This is a genomic window from Epilithonimonas zeae (assembly GCF_900141765.1).
In the GTDB taxonomy this organism is placed as follows: Bacteria; Bacteroidota; Bacteroidia; order Flavobacteriales; family Weeksellaceae; genus Epilithonimonas; species Epilithonimonas zeae.
The window spans coordinates 703330-727065 of the sequence record NZ_FSRK01000001.1; the positions used below are offsets into that span (position 1 = coordinate 703330).

The following is a 23736-nucleotide window of genomic DNA, read 5'->3' on the forward strand; positions in this document are numbered from 1 at the left end:
TAATAATTACTTTTTATAAAAACTCGTAAAAACTCATTTAATAAATTTTATATGAATAAACTGAAACTACTTTATGTATTCTTTTTACTTGCATTTATGCAGGTATCAGGACAGTCTGTTACGTTCAACGAATCAGCAGGCTGGATAGAAACTGCCTTTGTAAAATGGCAACCGGTGGAAAATGCCGGAAGATATAATGTTTACTATTCCGGAGAAGGTGTGGTAAACAAGCAGGTCGATGATTATTTGATTCGTAGCTACGGATCATATCTGAGAGCTGATGTTTTGGGATTAAAAGCAGGAAACTATACAATTACTGTTAAGCCTGTGATTCTGGGAATCGAAGGTTCTGGCTCTACAACTGGTACTTTGACCGTTTTATCCCAGGACAGAAATGGTTTTGCTTTCCACGGTGGAAGAGTTCCAGGAGGATACAAAGCTGACGGAACACCAAAAGATAATGCAGTCATTCTTTACATCACTGAAAAAAGTAAAAACACCATTTCTTTCAATGTAATTACGAATAACAACGGAAATACAACTAATTATGTTGGCTTCCAGAATATCTTTTCCGGAATCAAAAAAGGAATTGATAAGAGACCATATATTTTCAGACTGGTAGGTAATATCACAGATTTTACCGATATGGAAGGTGGAGATCTTGTGGTTGAAAATAAGAATAACGATTTAAGTTATATCACTGTAGAAGGTGTTGGGGACGATGCAACAGCCAACGGTTGGGGAATTCGTGTTAAGAATGCAACCAATATTGAGATTGCCAATCTTGGATTTATGAATTGTGACAGCAGCGAAGGTGATAATATTGGGATGCAGCAAAACAATTCTTACATCTGGGTTCATAACAACGATTTGTTCTACGGACACGCAGGTAGCGACGCAGATCAGATCAAAGGAGATGGCGCATTGGATAACAAAGGGACATCTTATGCAACGTATTCTTACAACCACTTCTGGGATTCTGGAAAAGCAAGTTTATTAGGCCTAAGTGAAAATACAACTGCTGGTTTGTACGTGACTTACCACCACAATTGGTTTGATCATTCAGATTCCAGACATCCAAGGGTTCGTTATTATTCAGCTCATATTTATAACAATTATTTTGACGGAATTGCTAAATATGGTTCTGGCTCTACAGAAGGTTCATCTTTATTTTTAGAAGGAAACTATTTCCGCAATGCAAAAAATCCAATGATGATCTCGCTTCAGGGAACAGATGTTTGGAATCCTTCAAAACAAATGAATGATCCAACTAATCAGGGAACTTTCTCCGGCGAAGATGGAGGTATGATTAAGGCTTTTAATAACTTGATGGACGCTGATATTGCAACCAATTCTATGCGTTTTGTAGCTTATGCAGACCCTAATCCTTTATATAATATCGAAGGGAAAATCAGTTCATTGACAGATTTTGATGCTTACTTAGCAGCAACTCGTGGCGAAACTGTTCCGGCAACTGTGAAGTCGAAAGTGGGTGCAAAAACCTATAATAACTTTGATACAGATGCTTCGCTTTACGTGAAAAATTTATCAATTGAAGAACCAACTGTAGCGAGAGACAAAACTAAACTTTATGCTGGACGTGTCCAAGGTGGCGATTTCAAATGGACTTTCGACAACGCTGTGGATGACAAATCGTACGCTGTAATTACAGGTCTTAAATCTGCGTTGACCAACTATGGGACTTCTATGGTTTATATTCAGGCAGAAGGCAGTTCTCAGACTTTGGTTAATACTTCTGGAAACAAAGATCAAACGGTTGCTACAGGTGCGGCAGTTGCTCCAATTGTCTTCACTTGGGGTGGAGATGCGACAGATGTTACATTAACTGGTGTCACAAATGGTCTTACTTTCACAAAAGATACAATGGCAAAAACTGTTACAATTACTGGAACGCCAACTCAAAATACTTCTTACACGGTTACAACTGTTGGCACTTCAGGAACTTCAGCTTCTATCAGTGGAACAGTAACAGTTGGTACACCTGGAAATCCGGGATCAACAGATGGAATGATTCACAACTTCACAACATCTGGAAAAATAAGTACATTCTATGCAATTACAGGTAATATGAACTCTACGGATGGTTCTCAGTCTTACGACGGATTAACGTTGACAAAACGTTTCAAAATGGAATCTTCTACAAGCATCAAATACACTACAACAGCAGAATCTACATTAACTTTGGTTTTCGATGCTGATTTTGCTAAAGTGGTTAAGTTTGATGGCGTGAATTATACAGCAAACAACGGTATTGTTACAATTCCTAATGTTGCAGCTGGAGAACACACGATTACAAAAGGAGATACAACCAACTTGTACTATATCAAGACGGTTTATTCAACAATGGCAACATCCGATATTAACAAAGCCCAGGTCACTTTATATCCAAATCCGGTATCAGATCATTTATATATCAACACCGCTGGACAAAAAGTTCTGAGCGTTAAAGTTTACAATTTTGCAGGTGCTTTGGTTAAGAACATTTTTGATGCAAAAGCGGATTCAGTTGACTTGAGAAACCTTGTATCAGGTAATTATATCATCAGCATCACAACTGATAAAGGAACAATTACCAAAAAGATTATCAAAAAATAACCATACATAACTTAATGTCTATCTGTAGTTTTCAGATCACATTATTTAATTGTTAAATTCATACAGGTTTTCATCCCGAAAGGGGTGGAAACTTGTATATTTAAAAAAAGATAAGCTCAATTTCATAATTGAAATATCAACGAAGTCAAAATCTTAGTGACCTTAAAAACATTAATTATTAAAATAAAACTTAGTGACTTTTGTGTTTAAAATAAGTTCAAAAATTTCAATGAAGATGTCAAAAACCAAAAATCTATTGTTGTTTTTTTCTTTCATTCTTGTTTTGATTGTTATTAATTCTTTCAGCGTTATTCATAATTCTGAAAAAGTTTATACAGTTTCAAAAGACGGAAGAGAAGATTTTAAAACAATTCAGGAAGCGGTCAATGCAGTTGAAGATAGGTTTGAATCTAAAACTAAAATCATCATAAAAAAAGGAATTTATAGAGAGAAAATTACAATTCCAGCAACCAAAGGTGCTATTTATTTTCAAGGCGAAAGTTTGGCAGAAACCATTATTGTGAATGATGATTTTGCATCTAAGAAAAATGCTGAAGGAAAAGAAATGGGAACGACAGGTTCTTCTACGATTTTCATTTTTTCAGATAATTTCTCAGCAAAGAATATCACGTTTCAAAATGATGCCGGAAAAGTAGGACAAGCTGTTGCCGTTTTGATTACAGGCGATAGAGCCATTTTTGAGAATTGTAGATTTATAGGATTTCAGGATACTTTATATTTGAAAGGCGAGCAGGATGTTCCCACACCAAAAAGAGAAATCCGGCATTATTTCAAAAACTGTTATATAGAGGGAACAACAGATTTCATATTCGGTGCAGCAACAGCAGTTTTCAAAGATTGTACAATCTATGCGAAAGAAAGCGCAACATATCTTACAGCAGCTTCAACACCGGAAAATACCAAATATGGTTTTGTTTTCATCGATTGCAAAATCAAAGGCGAGGCGAAACCAGAATCTGTTTATCTGGGAAGACCTTGGCGACCTTTTGCTAAAACAGTTTTTATCAATATAGACATTTCGAATGTCATAAAACCGGAAGGTTGGCACAATTGGAAAAAACCGGAAGCTGAAAAAACAACTTTTTATGCAGAATTCAATTCGAAAGGAGTTGGAGCTAATTCAGAAAAAAGAGTCGCTTGGTCTCATCAATTAACCAAAGAGCAATCCAAAGAATATTCGATTAAAAATATTCTTTCAGGAAAAGATAACTGGAATTTTAAAATGAAATAAAAGTTAGTATTAAAAAGTAAAAGTAATTAAAATGAAATTCAGCAAACTCAAAATATTAACCATCGCAGCTTTAGCTTCAGGATTATTTTTTTCCTGTGCACAACAACCGAAGCAAACCAATCAACAAGTTTCGAAAGTTACAAGACAAACGATTTCTACAAAATTACCTTGGTCAGAAAGAATGATGCAATCCGAGATGAAGCGTTTCCCCGAAGCCTGGATGCTGGATTTTCACAAATCGCCGAAATGGAGCTATCCCAACGGATTGGTTTTGAAAGGCGCGGAACAACTATTCAAAAAAACGGGGAAAAGAGAATATTACGATTATATCAAAGCTTATGCAGACGAATTAGTCAATGAAGATGGAACCATCAAAACCTATGATATCAACAAGTACAATCTCGATATGCTGAATTCCGGCAATGTTTTAATCTATCTTTTCCTTTCAACCAAAGACGAAAAATATCTGAAAGGCGCTCAATTGTTGAGATCGCAATTGAATAATCATCCAAGAACTTCGGAAGGTGGATTCTGGCACAAGAAAATTTACCCGAACCAAATGTGGCTAGACGGTTTATATATGGCGGAACCTTTTTATGCGATTTACACAAGATTGTTTAATGAAGGTGCAGAAGCTGATAAAGCTTATACTGATATTGTGAATCAGTTTGATGTGATTCAGAAACATATGGTTGATTCTAAAACAGGATTGTTGTATCACGGTTGGGATGAGAGCAAGGAACAACAATGGGCGAACAAAGAAACCGGACTTTCTCCAAATTTCTGGGGAAGAGCAATGGGTTGGTACGGAATGGCAATCGTAGATGTTTTGGATTATTTGCCAGAAAATCATCCGGGAAGAACAAAATTGATTGGTTATTTGAAATCTTATTCAGAAGCTTTACTGAAAGTTCAGGACACAAAAACCGGACTTTGGTACCAGGTTTTGGATAAAGGCGGACAGAAAGGAAATTATTTGGAAGCTTCAGCTTCATCAATGTTTGTTTATACGTTTGCAAAAGCAGCCAGAAAGAAATATCTTCCAACTTCTTATAAAACAGTTGCAAAAAAAGCCTACGCTGGAATACTTAAAAATCTAATTACAGTAGAACCTAACGGAGTTGTTAACCTCAATAAAAACTGTGCAGTGGCAGGATTAGGCGGAACACCTTATAGAAGCGGAACTTACGATTATTATGTGAATGAAGAAATCCGTTCCAACGATCCAAAAGGAACCGGGCCTTTTATCCTTGCCAGTTTAGAATTGGAAAAATAGAATTACAAAAACGATATTAAAATTTTTGCGTTAAGCAAATTATAATTTCGGGCGTTAAGAAAAGTTCACTGTTTGAGCGAAGCGAGTTTGAACTTTTTAGAACTAAATTTCAATTTGTAGCTAAAAGTTTACAGTCTTGAATTTTTGGTTCTTTTGTTTCAAGAAACCTAACGAAGTGGTTCGACGAAGTCACAAAAGAACATAATTGAAAAAATGGAAATTTGAAAACAATCAAAAAACATATTATCCTTTCCTTATTGACATTAGCAATTAATCCAATCATTGCTCAAAAAACAAAACCTTATGCTTCAGAAGTCTGGGTTTCGGATCTAGGAAACGGAATGTATAAAAATCCGGTTTTGTATTCGGATTATTCTGACCCAGATGCAATAAGAGTTGGAGACGATTATTTTATGACTGCTTCCAGCTTCAACGAAATGCCGGGTTTACCGATTCTTCATTCGAAAGATATGATCAATTGGAAGTTGGTGAATTATGCAGTTACCGATTTAATTCCAAAAGAACATTTTAATCAACCAAGACGTGGCGACGGTGTTTGGGCCCCAAGTATCCGTTTTCACAACAATGAATATTATATCTATTGGGGAGATCCTGATTTTGGTATCTATATGGTGAAAACTAAAAATCCTTTCGAAAAATGGGAAAAACCTGTTTTGGTAATGGAAGGAAAAGGTCTTATAGATTCTTGTCCGTTTTGGGATGATAATGGCGAAGCTTATCTAGTTCACGGTTGGGCAGGAAGTAGAGCAGGAGTCAAGAGTATTTTGACCATCAATAAAATGAATCAGGAAGGAACAAAAGTTCTTGACAAAGGTATTCACGTTTTCGACGGACACGATGCGAATCCAACCGTTGAAGGTCCAAAGATGTACAAACGAAATGGTTATTATTACATTTTTGCTCCGGCTGGTGGCGTGGCGACAGGCTGGCAATTGGCATTGCGTTCGAAAAGCATCTATGGACCTTATGAAGAGAAAATTGTTTTAGAAAAAGGGTCAACCAAAATCAACGGACCACATCAAGGCGCGTGGGTGGATACGCAGAATGGCGAAGATTGGTTTTACCATTTTCAGGATGTCGATGCAGGTGGAAGAATCGTCCATCTTCAACCGATGAAGTGGGAAAAAGACTGGCCAGTTATTGGAATTGATACTAATAAAAATGGAATTGGAGAACCAGTTCTGACATTCAGAAAACCGAATGTCGGAAAATCATACCCAATAGAAACACCTGCAGAATCGGATGAGTTCAATGATGATAAGATTGGTTTGCAATGGCAATGGAGTGCGAATGAAAATATAGTTTGGTCAGCCAAACTTCCTGATAAAGATTATCTCAGATTATTCTCAATCAAAATTCCGGATGGCGAAAAAAATCTTTGGAATGTTCCGAATCTTCTAACTCAGAAATTCCCAGCTCCAAATTTCGTAGCCACTACAAAAGTTAAGTTATTTCCCGAAGATGTAAAAGAAGGAAAAACCGCCGGGATTTTGGTAATGGGAATGGATTATCAGTCATTAGTGATTACAAACAAACCTGACGGATTTTATCTTCAGCTGAGGAAAGCTCAAAAAGCGGATAAAGGTGGCGAAGAAAAAATTCTGAACGAAATCAAATTAAAATCAAACGAGGTTTACCTAAAAGTCAATGTCAACGAACCTAATGGAATCTGTACATTCAGTTACGGCGAAAATGGGAAAAAATTTGAAAATATTGGCGAGACATTTCAGGCAAAACCAGGAAAGTGGATAGGCGCAAAAGTCGGACTTTATTCTGTGAGCGACCCAAAAGTTTCGAGAGGTGGTTATGCAGATTTTGACTTTTTCAGAATTACAAAAAATTAAAACGAAAAAATTATAATTATCAAAAATGAAAATATCCTTCAAAAATATCTCAACAGTATTTTTTATCACAGGTTCTGTGATGACTTTTGCTCAGACAGAACAGGATAATCAAAAAGAAAAAATTGTAAAGCCTTCAACAGATAAGAATACGACCAATATTTTTCTGGCTGGCGATTCTACGTTGACAGATTATACTTTGGAAAGCAATTATCAGGAAAAACGTTATCCACAGCAAGGTTGGGGCGGTGTTTTTCAGGAGTTTTTTGTAACAGATAGTCTCAAAACTTTCAAATCTCCATTAGCAAAAAATGTTTTAGTAGTTGATAAAGCCAAAGGCGGAAGAAGCACAAGAACGTTTTTTCAGGAAGGCAGATGGCGTTATATTTTTGAAAATCTAAGACCGAAAGATTGGGTTTTGATTCAGTTTGGTCACAATGACGAATCGGAGAAAAAAGTCGACCGTTATGTAGATGTTGCTGGTTATAAGGAATATTTGAGATTATACATTCATCAGGTTCGTGAGAAAGGAGCAACGCCGATTTTGGTAACGCCTGTTTCCAGAAATTATCCTTGGAAAGACGGCGTTTTGGGCGACAGTCACGTAGATTATGCAAAAGCGATGATAGAAGTCGGGCAGGAACAAAAAGTTGACATTATCGATTTGAATAAACTTTCCAGAGAATTCTTCACACAAAAAGGAAAAGATTTCGTGACTACAACTTACTTTATGAATCTTCCCGAAGGCAAATTCACAGCTTATCCGAATGGACAAAAGGATGACACACATTTCCAGCCAGAAGGAGCAAAAGCAGTCGCTCAGCTGGTTTACAATGAATTCAAAAAAATAGTAAGCAAGAAATAATTTTTTAAATACTTAAATTTTATCTCGCAGATTTTATTGATATAGCAAATTTTAAAATCAGTTTAATCTGCGGGAATTTAAAAAGATAATAATGAAGAAAACGATTAAAATTTTAGCTTTAAGCTTAGCAACATTAGTTTCAGGAAATGCTTTTGGACAGAACATTTCTGATATTTACAAAAATGTAGAATTCAAAATGCCGACAGTTGCAGAAACGTCTTTTCCCGCAACTTCTGTCAATATCAAAAATTTTGGTGCTGTTTCTGGCGGAATTGTAAAAAATACCGAAGCTTTTAGAAAAGCCATTGACGAAACATCTCAAAAAGGTGGCGGAACAGTTGTCATTCCAAGAGGAATCTGGTTAACGGGACCAATTGTTCTGAAAAACAACATCAATCTGCATTTGGAAGACGGCGCTTTGATTATGTTCAGCAGAGATTTTGCAGATTATCCTTTGGTTGATGTAAGTTTCGAAGGCCTGAATACAACCCGTTGCCAGTCTCCGATTTCTGCAAAAGGTGCTACCAATATTGCAATTACAGGAAAAGGTGTGATTGACGGAAATGGCGACGCTTGGAGATATGTGAAAAAAGGTAAAATGACTGATGGACAATGGAAAGAATTATTGTCAAAAGGTGGCGTTTTGTCAGTTGATAAGAAGATTTGGTTCCCAAGTGAAAGTTCGAAAAGAGGTTTCGAAAGCACAGGAAATTTCAATATTCCTGAAAAGTTGACAACAAGAGAGCAATTGGAAACTGTGAAAGATTTTCTTCGTCCGGTTATGGTAAGTTTAGTCGGTTGTGACAAAGTACTTTTGGACGGACCAACGTTCCAAAATTCCCCGGCTTGGAATCTTCATCCATTGATGTCAAGTAATTTGATTTTAAGAAATTTAACAGTTAGAAATCCTTGGTATTCTCAAAATGGCGACGGTTTGGATTTGGAATCTTGTAAGAATGTTTTGATTTATAATAATACTTTCGATGTTGGAGATGATGCGATTTGTATCAAATCCGGAAAAGATAAAGACGGACGAGACAGAGGAATTCCAACAGAAAATGTCATCATCAAAAATAATACAGTTTACCACGCACACGGCGGAATTGTTATCGGAAGCGAAATGTCCGGCGGTGTAAAAAATCTCCACGCATCGGATTGTACGTTTATCGGAACGGACATTGGACTTCGTTTCAAAACGACGAGAGGAAGAGGTGGTGTTGTCGAGAATATTTGGATTAGCAATGTTGATATGACTGGGATTCCAGCTCAAGTGATTGGTTTCAATATGTTCTATGAAGGCAATTCGCCAATTATCGAAGAAGACCAAAATGCAGATGACGAAAAGAGAGTCGTAAAGGATATTCCTGTGACAGACGAAACTCCGATTTTCAGAAATGTGTTCTTCAAAAATATCACAGCTTCCAATTCTTACGAAGCTCTGTCACTAAACGGTTTATCTGAAATGAATCTTAAAAATATTATTGTTGAAGATTCTTATTTCGATACCAAGAAAGCTTTAACCATCGTGGATGCGGACGGAATTACATTAAAAAATGTCAAAATAAAATATACCGATGGAATAGGTGCAACAATCTATAACAGTAAGAACGTGGACATCTCCGGATTGACTTTGGAATCTTCTAAAACACCTTTGATAAGGGTTATCGGAAGTAAAACTAAGGCTATTAAATTACCGAAAGGAATTACAGGCGATAAATTATCTATCTCCAAAGATGTTCCGAAGAATACAGTAAAATAATTTTTCTTATATTTTTTCTTAAAACGGATGAAACCTACCAAATCTAACTTGAATCACAATAGTCATCTGCGGAAGATTTTCATCCGTTTTTCTATTATTTTGATTTCGATTTCAAAGATTTATTCTCAGGAAATTGAAAGACCAAAAGCACAGCCTTACACCATTGAAGGAACTTATGAAAAGCTGATAAAGAAATATCCTTTCATTCAGCCTTTGAATCTGGAATTTCCGAAAAACATCAAAGTCAAAAAAGACGTCGAATACAAAACCAGAAACGGAAAATCACTTTTAGCAGATATTTATTATCCTGAAAATTCGGCTCAGAAATATCCCGCGATTATTCTGGTTCACGGTGGTGGATGGATTTCAGGAAGTAAAGAAAATGAACGATTTCTTGCTCAGGAATTAGCTTCAAAAGGTTATGTTGCGATGGCAATCAATTATAGTTTAAGCGACGATGCAAAATATCCTGCAGCAGTTGAAGATATCGAAGATGCTTTGAAATTTTTGAAGAAACATCACAAAGAATTTACTGTTAATAAAAAGAAAATTGCAGTTGGTGGAAACTCTGCCGGAGCGCAGCTGGCAACTTTGGTCGGTGTGAAAAACAAAGTTCAGGCGATTGTCAATATCGATGGAATCGTTTCTTTCATTCATCCCGACTCGGAAGAAGGTACTTATGCTGCTTATTGGTTTGGAGCGACAAAAGCCCAAAATTTCCAAATCTGGAAAGAAGCTTCACCTTTGGAATATGTTGGGAAACGTACGCCGCCAACATTGTTTATCAACAGTTCCCAATCTAGATTTCACGCTGGAAGGGATGATATGATGAAGCTATTAAAAAATTATAATATCCCGACAGAATTTCACGAAATCAAAGATTCGCCGCATTCGTTTTGGTTGGTTCAGCCTTGGTTTGATGAGACTTTGAAATATACTGTTGATTTTCTGGATAAAGTTTTAAAAAATTAATCCAATGAAAAAATTATTTTCTTTTCTTGGTTTTCTATCATTAATTTTGTCTTTTGCACAATCGCCTTATATCACGATTACAGTTGCTAAGGATGGTTCTGGGGATTTTACTACAGTTCAGAATGCGATTAATTCGATTCGAGATTTAGGTCCTGCTGAAGCTTTTATTAAGATTAAATCAGGGATTTATAATGAAAAAATTGTGATTCCTTCTTCAAAACATTTGATTACAATTGAAGGCGAAGACAAAGAAAATACAATCATTACAAATGATGATTTCTCCGGAAAACTGAATCCTTTGACTAATGAAAAGCTCAATACTTTTAATTCTTACACATTTTTAGTTGTTGGAGATAATATTAAGGTTTCGAATTTAACGATTAAAAATTCGTCGTGTAATCAAGGACAAGCCGTTGCACTTCACGTGGAAGGCGACCGGTTTGTAATGAAAAATTCTAAAATTTTGGGTTGTCAGGATACACTTTACGCAGCAACAGACCACAGCCGGCAATATTATGAAAACTGTTATATAGAAGGAACTACGGATTTTATTTTCGGTCAGGCGACTGTGGTTTTCAAAAATTGTGAAATCAAAAGTTTAGCGAATTCTTACATTACTGCTGCGGCAACAAGTAAAGACAATCAATTTGGTTTTGTTTTTATCGATTGTCATTTGACTGCAAAAGAAGACATTACCAAAGTTTATCTTGGGCGACCTTGGCGACCATTTGCAAAGACAGTTTTCATTAATACAACTATGGAAAGTCATATTTTATTAGAAGGCTGGAATCCTTGGAAAGGTGATAAAATGTTTCCGGATAAAGAAAAAACGGCTTTCTATGCAGAATTTGGAAGTAAAGGAAACGGTTCAAATCCCGACAAAAGAGTTGAATGGTCTCATCAGCTTTCTGGAAAAGAATTGAAAAACTATTCGATTGAAAATATTTTCAAAAAGTCGGATAATTGGATTCCATAAGATTGTTGCACAAAAAGAAATTTTAATCGATTCAAAAATTTTGACTTTTCAGTTAAGATTTTGGGAATTTTTATGCAATCGATTGCTTAAATTTTGCGTTGTTTTTCTTTATTTATTATATTTTAAGGATAAAATGCTCAATAAATAATTAAACAATTATTTAATCCATAAGTTCTTTATTTAAAGCAAATTTTAATTATTTATTAATTTAAATTAAACCCGATTCTAAAAATTTTTCAGAAAAATATTGGATGACATAGAAATAATTTTATATTAGAACCGTCGATTAATTATAATAAATAGTGTAATCGATTGCGCAACTAAGATGAAACAAACAACTATAAACTCATTTATTATGAAAAAACTATTATTTTCTTTAATGTTTGCGGGGATTTCTGCAGTTACATTCAATGCTCAAAGTAAAACCTGGGACTTTAGTGATACTTCAAAATTTCCTGCTGGTGCCATTGCGACTGATAAAACTGTAGATGGTTTGTCCTTTGTTACAGGAGGCAGCAGCCTTACTATAGCGACTAACAGTCTTGCGACGTTTGACGACGGTTATGCTCCAACTCAACGTTTACAATTTGGCGGTAACAGTTATAGCGGTTCTACGAATCCTGCTGTAGGAACGACTTCTATGCCAACAAGAAGGTATTTGCAATTTGCTGTATCTAACAATGCTGTGATTAAGTTTTGGGCAAGAGGTGGAGGAGCTAACAGGTCAATTCTGATTTCGGACGAAACTGGAAAAGTGCTGAGTTCAACAACATTTGCGGGAAATACAACTGCTGATATAGCTATTGCGACTTACACTTATACAGGTGCTGCTGGAAACATCTTGATTACGACTGGAAGTGGTGATAATAGTTTGTACAAAATAGAATATACTGATAATGCTACAATGGCTGTTGGTGATGTGAAGTCTAAAAATAAACTAAATGCCTTCTCTGCAGGAAACAAAATTTACATCAAAGATTTAGACGCTAAGAATACTCAAATTAATGTGTATTCTGCTAATGGTACGTTGGTCAAATCTTTGAAAACGACTTTTGATACTGATTTTGTGATCGATACTAAAGGTGTTTATGTTGTAAATATGAAATCTGAGGCTGGAGTAAAATCTGTAAAGGTTATGATTAAATAAAAAGTTAAGTTATAAATATTTTTCATATTATTTTTTTAAGAAAGCCCTTGGAATCTTTATTCTAAGGGTTTTTGTTTGATTTCAAACGATTTAATATTAATATTTTTATTTGAAACAATGTAAGTCTGTTATTATGATATTGATAATCGATTTTTTTTTAAAATTTAATTATTTCAAGAACTTGGCTATGTTTTTAGTTAAATTAAGACAACCGATTGCACAGATTTTAATTCAAAAAAATACTTTTTCAAGATTTTAATATCAAAATTTTCATTAATTATTTTATTCTAAAACTACTATTAATAAAGACTTTCTGTCTAGTGTTAAAGAAAATTAATATTAAATTAAAAAAAAATATCTTGGAATTGAATAATAATTTTATATTAGAACCGTCGAATTATTACAAATACTTGTGTAATCGATTGCATTGAAAACTTAAACAAACAATTAATAAATCATTTTATCATGAAAAAATCATTACTTCTTTTAGCATTTGCAGTTGTTGCTACTGTAGGAAACGTAAAAGCACAAACTACTTGGGACTTTTCATCTGCTGCGTGGCCAATAATATCCGGTGAAACTGCAAAAGTGAAAAATAATCTGGCATTGGTTCCTGGACCAGAAACTGTTGTTAATTTTGGAGCTGTGGAAGCTAATACTGCTACTTTTTCAGATGGCTATTCTGCATCAAAACGTTTCAAACTGAATGGAGGAGGTTATACTTCAACAGGAGTTAACACAACACCTACACAACGTTACATATACTTTAAAGCAAATGGTAATTCATCCATTACTATCTGGTATAAAAACGGTGGCGCAGGAGATCGTACTTTATACATAGGTACAGGAACTGCTGTTTTAGCTTCTAAAACTTATTCTAATTCGCAAGATGGTATTATCTATACTTATGATTATGCTGGACCTGCAAGAGATATTTATATCTACGGAGATCAGTCTCTTAATATTTATAAAATTACAGCTACTAACGTTGGAAACACAGTTCTTGGTGTAAATGATGTGAAGAAAGATATGAAAGCTACAGTTTACACCAATGGAAACAAAGTAGTAGTTTCTAATCTTGAGTCTAAAAATACAGAGGTTAATGTTTTCAATGCGAACGGATCTTTGGTAAAATCTATGACGACTTCTACTGATGCTAACTTTGAATTGAGTACTAAAGGTTTATATATCGTAAATCTTAAATCTCAGGCAGGTGAAAAGTCTGTGAAAGTTTTAATTAGATAAGACTATTTCTACAGCATATAGAGAATCAATAAAAATTTAACTGAATTAAATTTTTCATTAATTAAAGTTTGATGAAACCTGTTTTTATCAAACTTTTTTTTGCCTTAATTAAAATAATTTTGATATTTAAATTACTGTTAATCAATTATATGTGGTTTAGATCAACTTTAATCTTCTTATCAATTTTTACACATTTTTATTTCTAATGAAAAGAATATTTTTAATACTCACATTTCTTACATCAGCTATTATTACCCATCTAAATGCACAATGTCCTGTTTCCGGTTGGGCTTCAACCAATGGTGTTACAGGAGGCGGTTCAGCAACTCCTACTGTTGTTACGACTTATGCTGAGTTAAGAGCTGCTGTAAACAGCACATCGGTAAAAGTAATCCACGTTTCGGGGCAAATTACTTTTCCTGCTGCCGGACGTTTGACGTTGAATAATCAAACCAACAAATCCATTCTAGGTTTAGCCGGCGCTAGATTGATTTCTACAGATCTTACGGCTGGCGGTTCAGGAATTCTGACCTTGAAAAGCAGTTCCAATATTTTGATAAAGAATATCACGTTTGAAGGTCCTGGTGCTTATGATGTAGATGGAAATGATAATATGACCATTGATAACTGTACCAATGTTTGGGTGGACCATTGTACATTTCAGGATGCTTTGGATGGTAATCTTGATATCAAAAATGCTTCTGATCTGATCACTATAACCTGGACAAAATTTGAATATCTGAAAGCTCCGATTCCTGGCGGTTCTGGCGGAAGCAACGATCACCGTTTCTCTAATCTTTTTGGTTCCGGAGATGATGCGACTCAAGACGAAGGAAAATTGAGAATTACGATGCAATATTGTTGGTGGGCCAATGGTGTAAGAGAAAGAATGCCTAGAGTACGTTACGGAAAAGTTCATCTTTTGAATAATTATTTTAATAGTTCTGTAAGTAATTACTGTATTTATGCAGGTTATAAAGCAGATTTGCTAATAGAAGGTAATTATTTTGAGGGCGTGAAAAATCCAATCCGTTTAGAAACCGGGAATTTCACTGCAGCTCAATCTGTTGATAATACATTTGTCGGAACATCGGGAACAGCAGTAGGTTCAGGAACAGCTTTTACGCCGCCTTACTCGATTAACAAAATTGCATCTCAGGATGTAAAACAAACGGTAATGACTGGAGCAGGCGCAGTTTTGTTACAACCAACCGATTGTGTTTTTTTAGCTACTAACGAAATTAATTCCAAGTCAAAATCTGAATTTCTACTTTTCCCAAATCCGGCTTCGGAAGAGATTTCTTTAAAAGCTTTTTCTGAAAATAATCAGCTGGTAAAAATTAACGTGACAGATATTTCAGGAAAATCGGAAGGAACAATTTATCAGGGAAATATTAATAAAGGGAATAATACAATCCATTCAATTTCAATTAAAAAATTGAGTAAAGGTGTAAAACTTTTTGAAGTAAAAACTGATAAAGGTTCTTACACCCAAAAAGTGATTGTAAAATAAATTAGAATCAAATTACTACACTTAACTACTAACTTTAACTACTCATGAAAAAAAGTCTAATTTTGCCAATTGTGCTGTTCAGTACAGCTACGATTTTCGGAATCGGAAAGAGCATTTCTTTTTTCTCAGATTCTGTCTATAATGATTCAAAACCATCTTTTTCTTCAATAAAGGAAATTACGAATAAAACAGAATCTTCAAAAAAATATTCAAGACTATTTGAAGCTACGCCAGCCTCTGTCAACTGGCCTTTGATTGCAGATGTTACAACAAAATCTTTAGAAGGTAACCTGGAATCAGCAGTAAGTTATCCAACGACAATATTAAAAACAGAAGTCAATTCCAAAGTTGATTTTACAGGTGATGGAACAGCTGATAGTAATGTCGATTTCTATCAATATACGGGAACCAATACCAATAGTTGGACGGGAACCGGAAGTACAGCGGTTGTGGATGAAACCAAATATGTTCAGTTTGAGGTTAACGCGACTAATAGCGGCACTTTTACCATCAATAGAGTAGAAGCTCAGGTTGGAGCTGGTGGAACTAGTAATATGTATTATCAGGCATTTTATAGTTTGAATGCTGATTTCTCGGACAGAGTTCAGATCAAAAGTGCGACTCAGTTAACACCTAGCGGAAAAGCGTTAACTCTGGATGTCACTCTAGCAACATCGGTTGTAATCTCTGGAAGTCAAAAATTTTATCTTAGATTCTATCCTTACATAGCTTCTGCAACTACAGGGAAACAATTTGCACTTAGAAATGTAAAAATATCCGGAACTATGGAAGGCTCTGTTGCTAATCCTGCGACAGTTTCTACAACAGCAATCTCATCTATTTCCACAACAACAGCGGTTACAGGAGGAACAATTTCCAGCAACGGCGGTGGTGCTATCACAGTAAGTGGTGTTGTTTACAGTACTAATGAAAATCCAACAATCGCAGATTCTAAAACGACTGAAAATGCGACTTCAGGCTCGTATGTAAGTAATTTATCAGGATTGTTACCGGCAACAACTTATTTTGTTAAGGCTTACTCAACCAATTCTGCAGGAACATCTTACGGAAGTCAGGTTAGTTTTACAACATTAGCCAATATTATTGCACCGACAGTAACAACAACTTCTCAATCTCAGGTTACCAATAAGTCTTTTGTGGTTTCTGGAAACGTTACAGATTGGGGTGGTGCCAATGTAACAGAGAGAGGAATCGTTTATTCAACAGCGGAGAATCCAACAATTAATAATGCCACAAAAGTTTCTACAGGAACGGGTCTTGGCGCTTTTTCATCTTATGCTTATGGTGTGATGCCTTCTACATTATATTATGTTAGAACATTTGCAACCAATTCTGCTGGAACTTCTTATGGTTCTCAAGCTACCGTTAATACAAAAGCTACTGAACCAGATGTAATCAAAACAATTGCTAAAGACGGTTCTGGAGATTATACAACTGTACAGGCAGCTTTTGATGCAGTGCCGGATAATTACACAGGAAGATGGATTCTTCATATCAAACCTGGAACTTACACAGAAAGACCGACGCTTTTAGCTAATAAGATTAATGTCTTTCTGGTTGGAGATAATGCGGATACAACTGTTATTACCAATAATATTTCTGCTGGAGACATTAATCCTGATACAGGATCTGCTTACGGAACTTCTCTATCACAAACGATGGCGATTTTCGGAAGTGATTTTACAGCGTCCAAAATTACAGTTGCCAATACATTTGTCAATTCAACAGCTAATACTCAAATCAATTCATCTACTCAGGCTGTAGCGCTTAAAACACAGGGCGATCGTCAGGCTTTTTACGATTGTAAGATTTTAGGTTATCAGGATACATATCTAGGTAACAGTATTGGAAGAGCTTACTTTAAGAATTGTTATATCGAAGGAAATGTGGATTTCATATTTGGACGCCAAACGGTTGTCTTTGACCATTGTACAACTTATATTAATCGTAACAATAGTGTTGTAACAGCACCTTCTACAGAAGCGACTACGAAATACGGATTTGTTTTTTTGGATTGTAATTTGACTGTACCAGCAGCCGGAACAACTGACTTTAATGGAACAGTAATCAGCAATTTCCATTTTGGAAGAGCTTGGCAGAATACACCAAAATCAGCTTTCATCACATGTGAAACACCTTCTATGCTGAATGCAACAGGTTGGACAACACCAATTAATGGGGCGCTTCCAGTAACGTTTGTAGAATATGGAAATACCGGAGCTGGAGCGACGCCTGACAGATTAGCACAGAGAGCCAATGGTGGAGTAGTTTTAACGCCAACTGAATCTCAGGTTTACACTGTTTCTAACGTTTTCAAAAAAGATACAGATCCTTCATTCGTTTTCGATTGGATGCCGGAAGCTTCGGTTAATATAGACTTTGAAACTTTAGCAGTAAATGATATCAAAAACAGTAAGCTTTTGGTTTACCCAAATCCGTTTGCAGATCAGGTCACCATTGCATTTGATTTGAAATCTAATTCTGACGTTAATATTAAAATTTATGATGTGAACGGAAGAGTTGTGAAAACAATCACAAGCAACGAAAAGAAAGGACTGAATAATTTGACAATCGATACAAAAGATTTGAGAACCGGAATCTATTTTTACAATTTGAAAACCAATTCTGGAGAATCAACTGGTAAACTTATTAAAAAGTAAACAATTTAATTTTCATAATAAGAGCCGTCTTCATTTTGATGGGACGGCTTTTTATCTGATAGGAAATTAGGAATTGTAAAACTGAAAAAAGAAATCAAAAGATTATTTTGATTCCGGAAGCAGTTGTGACGGGTATTATTTATATATTTACAACAAACGAATATTCATCAAAAAGAATATATGACCAAGAAAAACACGACGATATATGACATTTCCAAAAAACTGAATGTAAGTGTAGCGACTGTTTCCAGAGCGCTAAACGACCATCCAAGAATTAGTCAGGAAACCAAGGAATTGGTCGCTGCTACGGCTAAGGAAATGAATTATAAACAGAACAATTTGGCAAAAGCCCTGCAAAGTGGAGAGACCAAAACTGTGGGTGTGATTGTGCCTTATATCAATACCAATTTTTTCTCATCCGTCATTAGAGGAATAGAGGAAGAACTGTCTCCTCACGGCTATCGTGTGATTATTTGTCAAAGTCACGATGATGCTGCAATAGAAAAGAAACAACTCAATACGTTGTTGCACACTCAGGTAGATTGTATTTTTATTTCGATATCAAGAAACACGACTGATATGGATTATGTAAGAAAAATCCTAAGCACAACCAACACACCAATTATTCTTTTTGATAGAAAAAAAGATATCCCGGGCGTGAGTACAATCACGATTGATGACCACAAAGGCGCTTATCAGGCAACAGAACATTTGATTAACCAAGGTTATAAAAACATTTGCCATTTTTCTGGAGATCAGAATCTGGAAATTTATCAAAACCGTTTGAATGGCTATATTGATGCTTTGAAAGATCATAATTTACCTATCCTTAAGGAAAATATTATCAATACAGGAAGTTCTATCGAGGAAGGAATCAGTGCTATGAAAAGTCTTTGGAAACGCAGAGTGAAACCGGATGCTATTTTCTCTGCCAGTGATTTTACAGCTTTAGGTGCATGCAAAGAAATCAAAAATCTTAAACTTAAAATCCCTCAGGATATTGGCGTAATTGGTTTCAGTAATGAGCCCTTTACTCAATTTATGGAGTTATCAATAAGCTCTGTTGACCAAACACCTGTTTTGATGGGGAAAATCTCAGGAAATGTTTTTCTGGAAAGTATCAGAGACAATTCTTCCGGAATCAGTATCGAGAAAAAATTGGTTTTGACACCAACGCTTCATATTAGACAATCGTCCAGCAGAAAAAAATAAAAAAACTCCCGAATTTTGGGAGTTTTATCTTTCTACTTTTACTAAACTATCAAACTGTTAACGGTAATTGATTTTACCTCCTACTAATTTTTTCTCATTTTTCATCTGTGGTTTTCCATAAACATCTATTACACCGCCGGCTCTGGTTGTAGCATCTACAGATTTAGAAGCGTATACGGACGCATTTCCGCCAGCGTTGGTTGTTATTTTTGTAATTTCTGTTTTCAGATTTTGTCCGTCGTATTGTCCGCCTGTGTTCACAACTACGGTTTGGGATTCCACATCGCCGGATAATTTTAAAATTCCGCCTGTGTTGACTTTTCCTTCAAGAACATCAGCATCAATATTAAGATCAATCTGAGAACCTTCATTGGAAGTGACTTCTAATTTGGTGAATTTCACGGGATCACTTGAAGTGATTTTTGCACCCTGGCTGGCTTGGATCTGATTAATGTCTTTATAGTAAAGAATAACTTTGACATCATCGCCTTGCAATAATTTGGTTGCTTTCATTTTCACTTTCAGTTCATTTCCAGAGCTAACCAATTCAACTTCATTGGCTTTTGTTCCGCTTAATTCTGCTTTGTAAGAAGTGGATGAAACCAATTCTACAGGTATTTTATCAAAGACTTTGAGTGATGTGAACGCCGCCACATCTTTTGTCTGCGCAAATGAAAACTGAGAAAACAGAAATACAGAAGCTGCAACAATTATACTTTTCATTATTAATTTAAATTTAATTGTAAGCAACAAATTTAAAACCACTTTATGTTAGAATATGTTAAATTTCATTCTGCAATTACTGTTGTGTGATTTAATAATCTTATTTTTATTCATTATGAGAAAAGCTTTATTCTTATTGGTATTTATTTTTCTAATGTCTTGTCAGTCTGTCAGGAAAAACAACTTGTTACTTGAGAAAAGAATACCGGTTTCTGAACTTAAAAAAGATATTGATTTCACTTATAATAAACTGAAAAAATTCCATCCGGAACTTTATTGGTACATCTCTAAAGAAGATTTGGATTATAAATTCGATAGTCTGAAAACCAGTCTTAAAGACCCAATGACGCCTAATGAATTTTATTTCCAACTGTCACCTGTCATCGCAAGCATTAATGAAGGTCATCTCCGACTGAGAGCGCTTTCCAGAAGATATACAAAGGCAGAACAAAAAGCCTTTAAGAATAAGCGCCCTCTCTTTTCTTTGATGGATTATCAAGTGGTGGATGATAGGCTTTTTATTAAAGAAAATAAAGAGAACATCAAGGATTTAAAAGTTGGAACAGAGATTTTGAAAATCAATGGAGAAGATGTATCAGCCCTGATCAAAAAATACAGAAAGCTCATCAGTTCAGATGGTAAGAATCAAACCTACCAAAAATATTTTCTTAATCTGGCTTTCCTGAATTATTATACGTTGGAGAAAGGCTATTTGGACAGTGTTACTTTGCAGACCAAATATGATAATAGGATTGCAGATATTTCTATCAAAAGACAGAGTAAAACCGATAAAGAACTTGTTACAGATAAAGTGCAATCAAAGGTAACTGCCGAACAAAAAGTTCAGGATTATGATATTAATTCCAAAACTTATAACAGAAGCTTTAAGTTCATAAAAGCTGACAGCAGTGTTGCTTACATCAAAGTGAAAACTTTTTCTTCAACTTTGGCCAGCAAGTTTTATAAAGAGACTTTCGAAAAGATAAAACATAGCAAAGCAGATTATCTGATTTTGGATATCAGGGATAACCTTGGAGGATCGCTTTCGGAAATCAATACGCTCTATTCTTATCTTACGGATAAAGAATTTGTATTGGTAAAAACACCGGAAATGACTTCCAAAACCTCTAGCATGCATCAGAATTACTTCAGAGGAAAGACGTTTTTTTCAAAAATTTATATTGCTGTTACTTATCCATTCTTTTTGGCTGGCAATTATTTTATGTCTTCTAAAAAAGATGAAAAGTATTACTTCCGAGAATTTGCTTCTAAACCGACCAAACCGAAGCATAATGCTTTCAGGGGTAAAATTTATGTCCTGGTGAATGGTGCCAGTTTTTCAGCATCATCAGTGATTTCAGCAAAATTGAAATACGAAAAAAGAGCAACCATCGTAGGCGAAGAAACAGGCGGTGCCAATGACGGAACAGTTGCCGGCGTGAGTAATACCGTCATTTTGCCACATTCTAAATTAGCTTTACCAATCGGACTTTTACTAATCCGTCCGAATATCGAGTTTGATAATCAGCACAGAGGTGTTATCCCAAATGTAGAAATAGATCCAGATTTCGGAAATCTAACTGATACCGAAGATAAAACAATGAAGTGGGTGATGGATGATATTGATTTTCGGACTTCAATTACAGGTAAAGTAGTGCGGTAAATTATTTTCCTTTACTCATCCAAACAGACTGTATTTATCCGAGCGATTAAAGCTTCTTTATAAAAAAAATAAAGATACTCAAGCCACTCAAACTTCCAAACCCAATTATACCCCCAATCAACCCCAAACTCTGCCTAATTGACAAAAAAACATAATTGGCAAAGGAATTGAAAAAACTACCCTGTAAAATTACCATAATGGAAGAAAACAAAGATATACACGAAGAAAACCTGAATACAGAGACTACAAACACTGAAGCTACGGAAAACGTAAATCAGGAAAATGTGTCACAACAACCGACTGCCGAGGAACTTTTGGCAGAAGAAAAAGACAGATACATCCGTCTGTATGCTGAATTCGAAAACTATAAAAAAAGGACACAGAAAGAAAAAAACGAGTTCTACCTTTATGCTTCTAAAGATTTGATGACATCTATGCTTGGTGTTTTAGATGATTTTGAAAGAGCCATCAAAGAAATTTCCAAAAACGGAAACGAAGCAGAGTTAAAAGGTATCGAATTAATTTACCAAAAACTGAAAAGCAAATTGGTAGAAAAAGGCTTGAAGGTGATCCACGTAGAGCAAGGTGATGCTTTCAATGTAGATTTACACGAGGCTATTACATCTATTCCTTCGCCTTCAGAAGATTTGAAAGGGAAAATCGTTGATGTGATAGAAACAGGTTACGAGCTACACGACAAAGTGATTCGATTCGCAAAAGTGGTTACAGGAAACTAAGAATATAAATGATAAAAGATAATGGATAAATGATTTGGATTCTATCATCAATCATTTTTTGTCAATTATAATTTATCAACTATCAATCATCATTTATTATCAATTATGAGCAAGCGAGATTATTACGAAGTTTTGGAGGTTTCCAAAAGTGCAAGTGCTGACGAAATAAAAAAGGCCTACCGAAAAATGGCTATCAAATATCACCCGGATAAAAATCCAGGTGACAAAACTGCTGAGGAGAAATTCAAGGAAGCGGCAGAAGCTTATGAAGTTCTGAGCGACGACAATAAAAAAGCAAGATACGACCAATACGGTCACGCAGGAATGGGTGGTGCAGCCGGAGGTGGTGGTTTCGGCGGATTTGGCGGCGGAATGAATATGGAGGATATCTTCAGTCAGTTCGGTGATATCTTTGGCGGTGGATTTGGTGGCGGTGGCGGTCAAAGACAGCAACAATCTCGTGGTTCTAACCTGAGAATCCGCATCAAACTGAATCTAGAAGAGATGATTAACGGAACTCAGAAAACCGTTAAAGTTAAGAAGATGAAGTTGGCTGCAGGCGTAACTTCTAAAACTTGTCCTACCTGTGGCGGTAGTGGTGTTCAGGTAAGGATGATGAACACAATGTTCGGTCAAATGCAGACTCAAACCACTTGCGGAACTTGCCAAGGGGTTGGAAAAGTGGCAGACAAAATTCCTTCTGGAGCTAATGCACAAGGTTTGATTAAAGAAGAGGAAGAAATCACAATCAATATCCCAGCTGGAGCTAGAGATGGCATTCAACTGAATGTAAGAGGAAAAGGAAACGATGCGCCTTTGGGTGGTGTTCCTGGAGACCTTTTGGTTGTAGTAGAGGAGGAAGTAGATAAAGTAATCAAACGTGAAGGCGATAATCTTCATCAGGAACTATATGTTTCTTTTGCGGAAGCAGCTTTGGGGACTTCAAAAGAAATCAACGTGGTTGGTGGAAAAGTGAAAATCAAAGTGGATGAAGGTACGCAGTCTGGTAAAATCCTGAGATTAGCTGGCAAAGGTCTTCCAAACATCGAAGGTTACGGTGGAAAAGGCGATATGTTTGTTCATATCAATGTTTGGACACCACAAAAATTGACCAAAGAGCAAAAAGAATTCTTCCAGAAACAATTGGATAACGGAGATATGAACGCCGAGCCAACAGGAAAAGAAAAGACATTCTTTGAGAAAGTAAAAGATATGTTCAACTAAGAACAAACAAAAA

At 35.7% G+C, this 23736-nt stretch carries 17 protein-coding genes; 16 read left to right on the forward strand and 1 reads right to left on the reverse strand.

Features of this window, described 5'->3' with window-relative positions; all coding sequences use genetic code 11:
- Positions 1-51: 51 nt before the first annotated feature.
- The 13 genes from BUR19_RS03150 (at position 52) to BUR19_RS03210 (ending at position 19376) form a co-directional block, all read left to right on the forward strand.
- Positions 52-2616 carry a pectate lyase family protein gene (locus BUR19_RS03150; protein ID WP_074233466.1) on the forward strand — a complete coding sequence of 855 codons (2565 nt, stop codon included), beginning with the start codon at positions 52-54 and terminating at the stop codon, positions 2614-2616.
- Between the two features lie 235 nt (positions 2617-2851).
- Positions 2852-3868 carry a pectinesterase family protein gene (locus tag BUR19_RS03155; protein WP_245799012.1) on the forward strand — a complete coding sequence of 339 codons (1017 nt, stop codon included), beginning with the start codon at positions 2852-2854 and terminating at the stop codon, positions 3866-3868.
- Positions 3869-3899: 31 nt separating this feature from the next.
- On the forward strand, positions 3900-5144 hold the full coding sequence (locus BUR19_RS03160) for a glycoside hydrolase family 88/105 protein (RefSeq protein WP_074233468.1): 1245 nt from the start codon (positions 3900-3902) through the stop codon (positions 5142-5144).
- A gap of 230 nt (positions 5145-5374) precedes the next feature.
- The gene (locus tag BUR19_RS03165; RefSeq protein ID WP_083600761.1) at positions 5375-7009 is read left to right on the forward strand and encodes a glycoside hydrolase family 43 protein; all 1635 of its coding nucleotides are present in this window, start codon (positions 5375-5377) and stop codon (positions 7007-7009) included.
- Positions 7010-7034: 25 nt separating this feature from the next.
- On the forward strand, positions 7035-7871 hold the full coding sequence (locus BUR19_RS03170) for a rhamnogalacturonan acetylesterase (RefSeq protein ID WP_245799013.1): 837 nt from the start codon (positions 7035-7037) through the stop codon (positions 7869-7871).
- 91 nt (positions 7872-7962) lie between these two features.
- Positions 7963-9630, forward strand: a complete 1668-nt coding sequence (locus tag BUR19_RS03175) for a glycoside hydrolase family 28 protein (protein WP_074233470.1) — start codon at positions 7963-7965, stop codon at positions 9628-9630.
- A 27-nt stretch (positions 9631-9657) separates the two neighbouring features.
- Positions 9658-10602 (forward strand): alpha/beta hydrolase, encoded by a 945-nt coding sequence (locus BUR19_RS03180; RefSeq protein ID WP_083600627.1) that lies wholly within the window; start codon positions 9658-9660, stop codon positions 10600-10602.
- A 4-nt stretch (positions 10603-10606) separates the two neighbouring features.
- Positions 10607-11578, forward strand: a complete 972-nt coding sequence (locus BUR19_RS03185; protein WP_074233471.1) for a pectinesterase family protein — start codon at positions 10607-10609, stop codon at positions 11576-11578.
- Between the two features lie 355 nt (positions 11579-11933).
- Entirely contained in the window at positions 11934-12725 is a 792-nt protein-coding gene (locus BUR19_RS03190; protein WP_175565861.1) for a T9SS type A sorting domain-containing protein, read from the forward strand.
- Positions 12726-13190: 465 nt separating this feature from the next.
- A complete protein-coding gene (locus BUR19_RS03195) occupies positions 13191-13970 on the forward strand; it encodes a T9SS type A sorting domain-containing protein (RefSeq protein ID WP_074233473.1) in 780 nt (259 codons plus the stop codon).
- A gap of 205 nt (positions 13971-14175) precedes the next feature.
- Positions 14176-15483, forward strand: coding sequence for a pectate lyase family protein (locus BUR19_RS03200; protein ID WP_074233474.1), 1308 nt, complete (start codon positions 14176-14178; stop codon positions 15481-15483).
- Between the two features lie 44 nt (positions 15484-15527).
- Positions 15528-18164 carry a pectinesterase family protein gene (locus BUR19_RS03205; RefSeq protein WP_074233475.1) on the forward strand — a complete coding sequence of 879 codons (2637 nt, stop codon included), beginning with the start codon at positions 15528-15530 and terminating at the stop codon, positions 18162-18164.
- Positions 18165-18344: 180 nt separating this feature from the next.
- Entirely contained in the window at positions 18345-19376 is a 1032-nt protein-coding gene (locus tag BUR19_RS03210) for a LacI family DNA-binding transcriptional regulator (RefSeq protein WP_074233476.1), read from the forward strand.
- A gap of 57 nt (positions 19377-19433) precedes the next feature.
- Here the strand turns inward: BUR19_RS03210 and BUR19_RS03215 are convergent, their stop codons facing one another.
- Positions 19434-20099 (reverse strand): head GIN domain-containing protein, encoded by a 666-nt coding sequence (locus BUR19_RS03215; protein ID WP_074233477.1) that lies wholly within the window; start codon positions 20097-20099, stop codon positions 19434-19436.
- A 115-nt stretch (positions 20100-20214) separates the two neighbouring features.
- Here BUR19_RS03215 and BUR19_RS03220 point away from each other — a divergent pair, with 115 nt between their 5' ends.
- The 3 genes from BUR19_RS03220 (at position 20215) to dnaJ (ending at position 23723) form a co-directional block, all read left to right on the forward strand.
- A complete protein-coding gene (locus BUR19_RS03220; protein WP_074233478.1) occupies positions 20215-21762 on the forward strand; it encodes a S41 family peptidase in 1548 nt (515 codons plus the stop codon).
- Between the two features lie 197 nt (positions 21763-21959).
- Positions 21960-22499: a nucleotide exchange factor GrpE gene (locus BUR19_RS03225; protein WP_074233479.1), complete on the forward strand. Its 540-nt coding sequence runs from the start codon at positions 21960-21962 to the stop codon at positions 22497-22499.
- Between the two features lie 105 nt (positions 22500-22604).
- Positions 22605-23723 carry a molecular chaperone DnaJ gene (dnaJ, locus tag BUR19_RS03230; protein ID WP_074233480.1) on the forward strand — a complete coding sequence of 373 codons (1119 nt, stop codon included), beginning with the start codon at positions 22605-22607 and terminating at the stop codon, positions 23721-23723.
- The last annotated feature ends 13 nt before the right edge of the window (positions 23724-23736 follow it).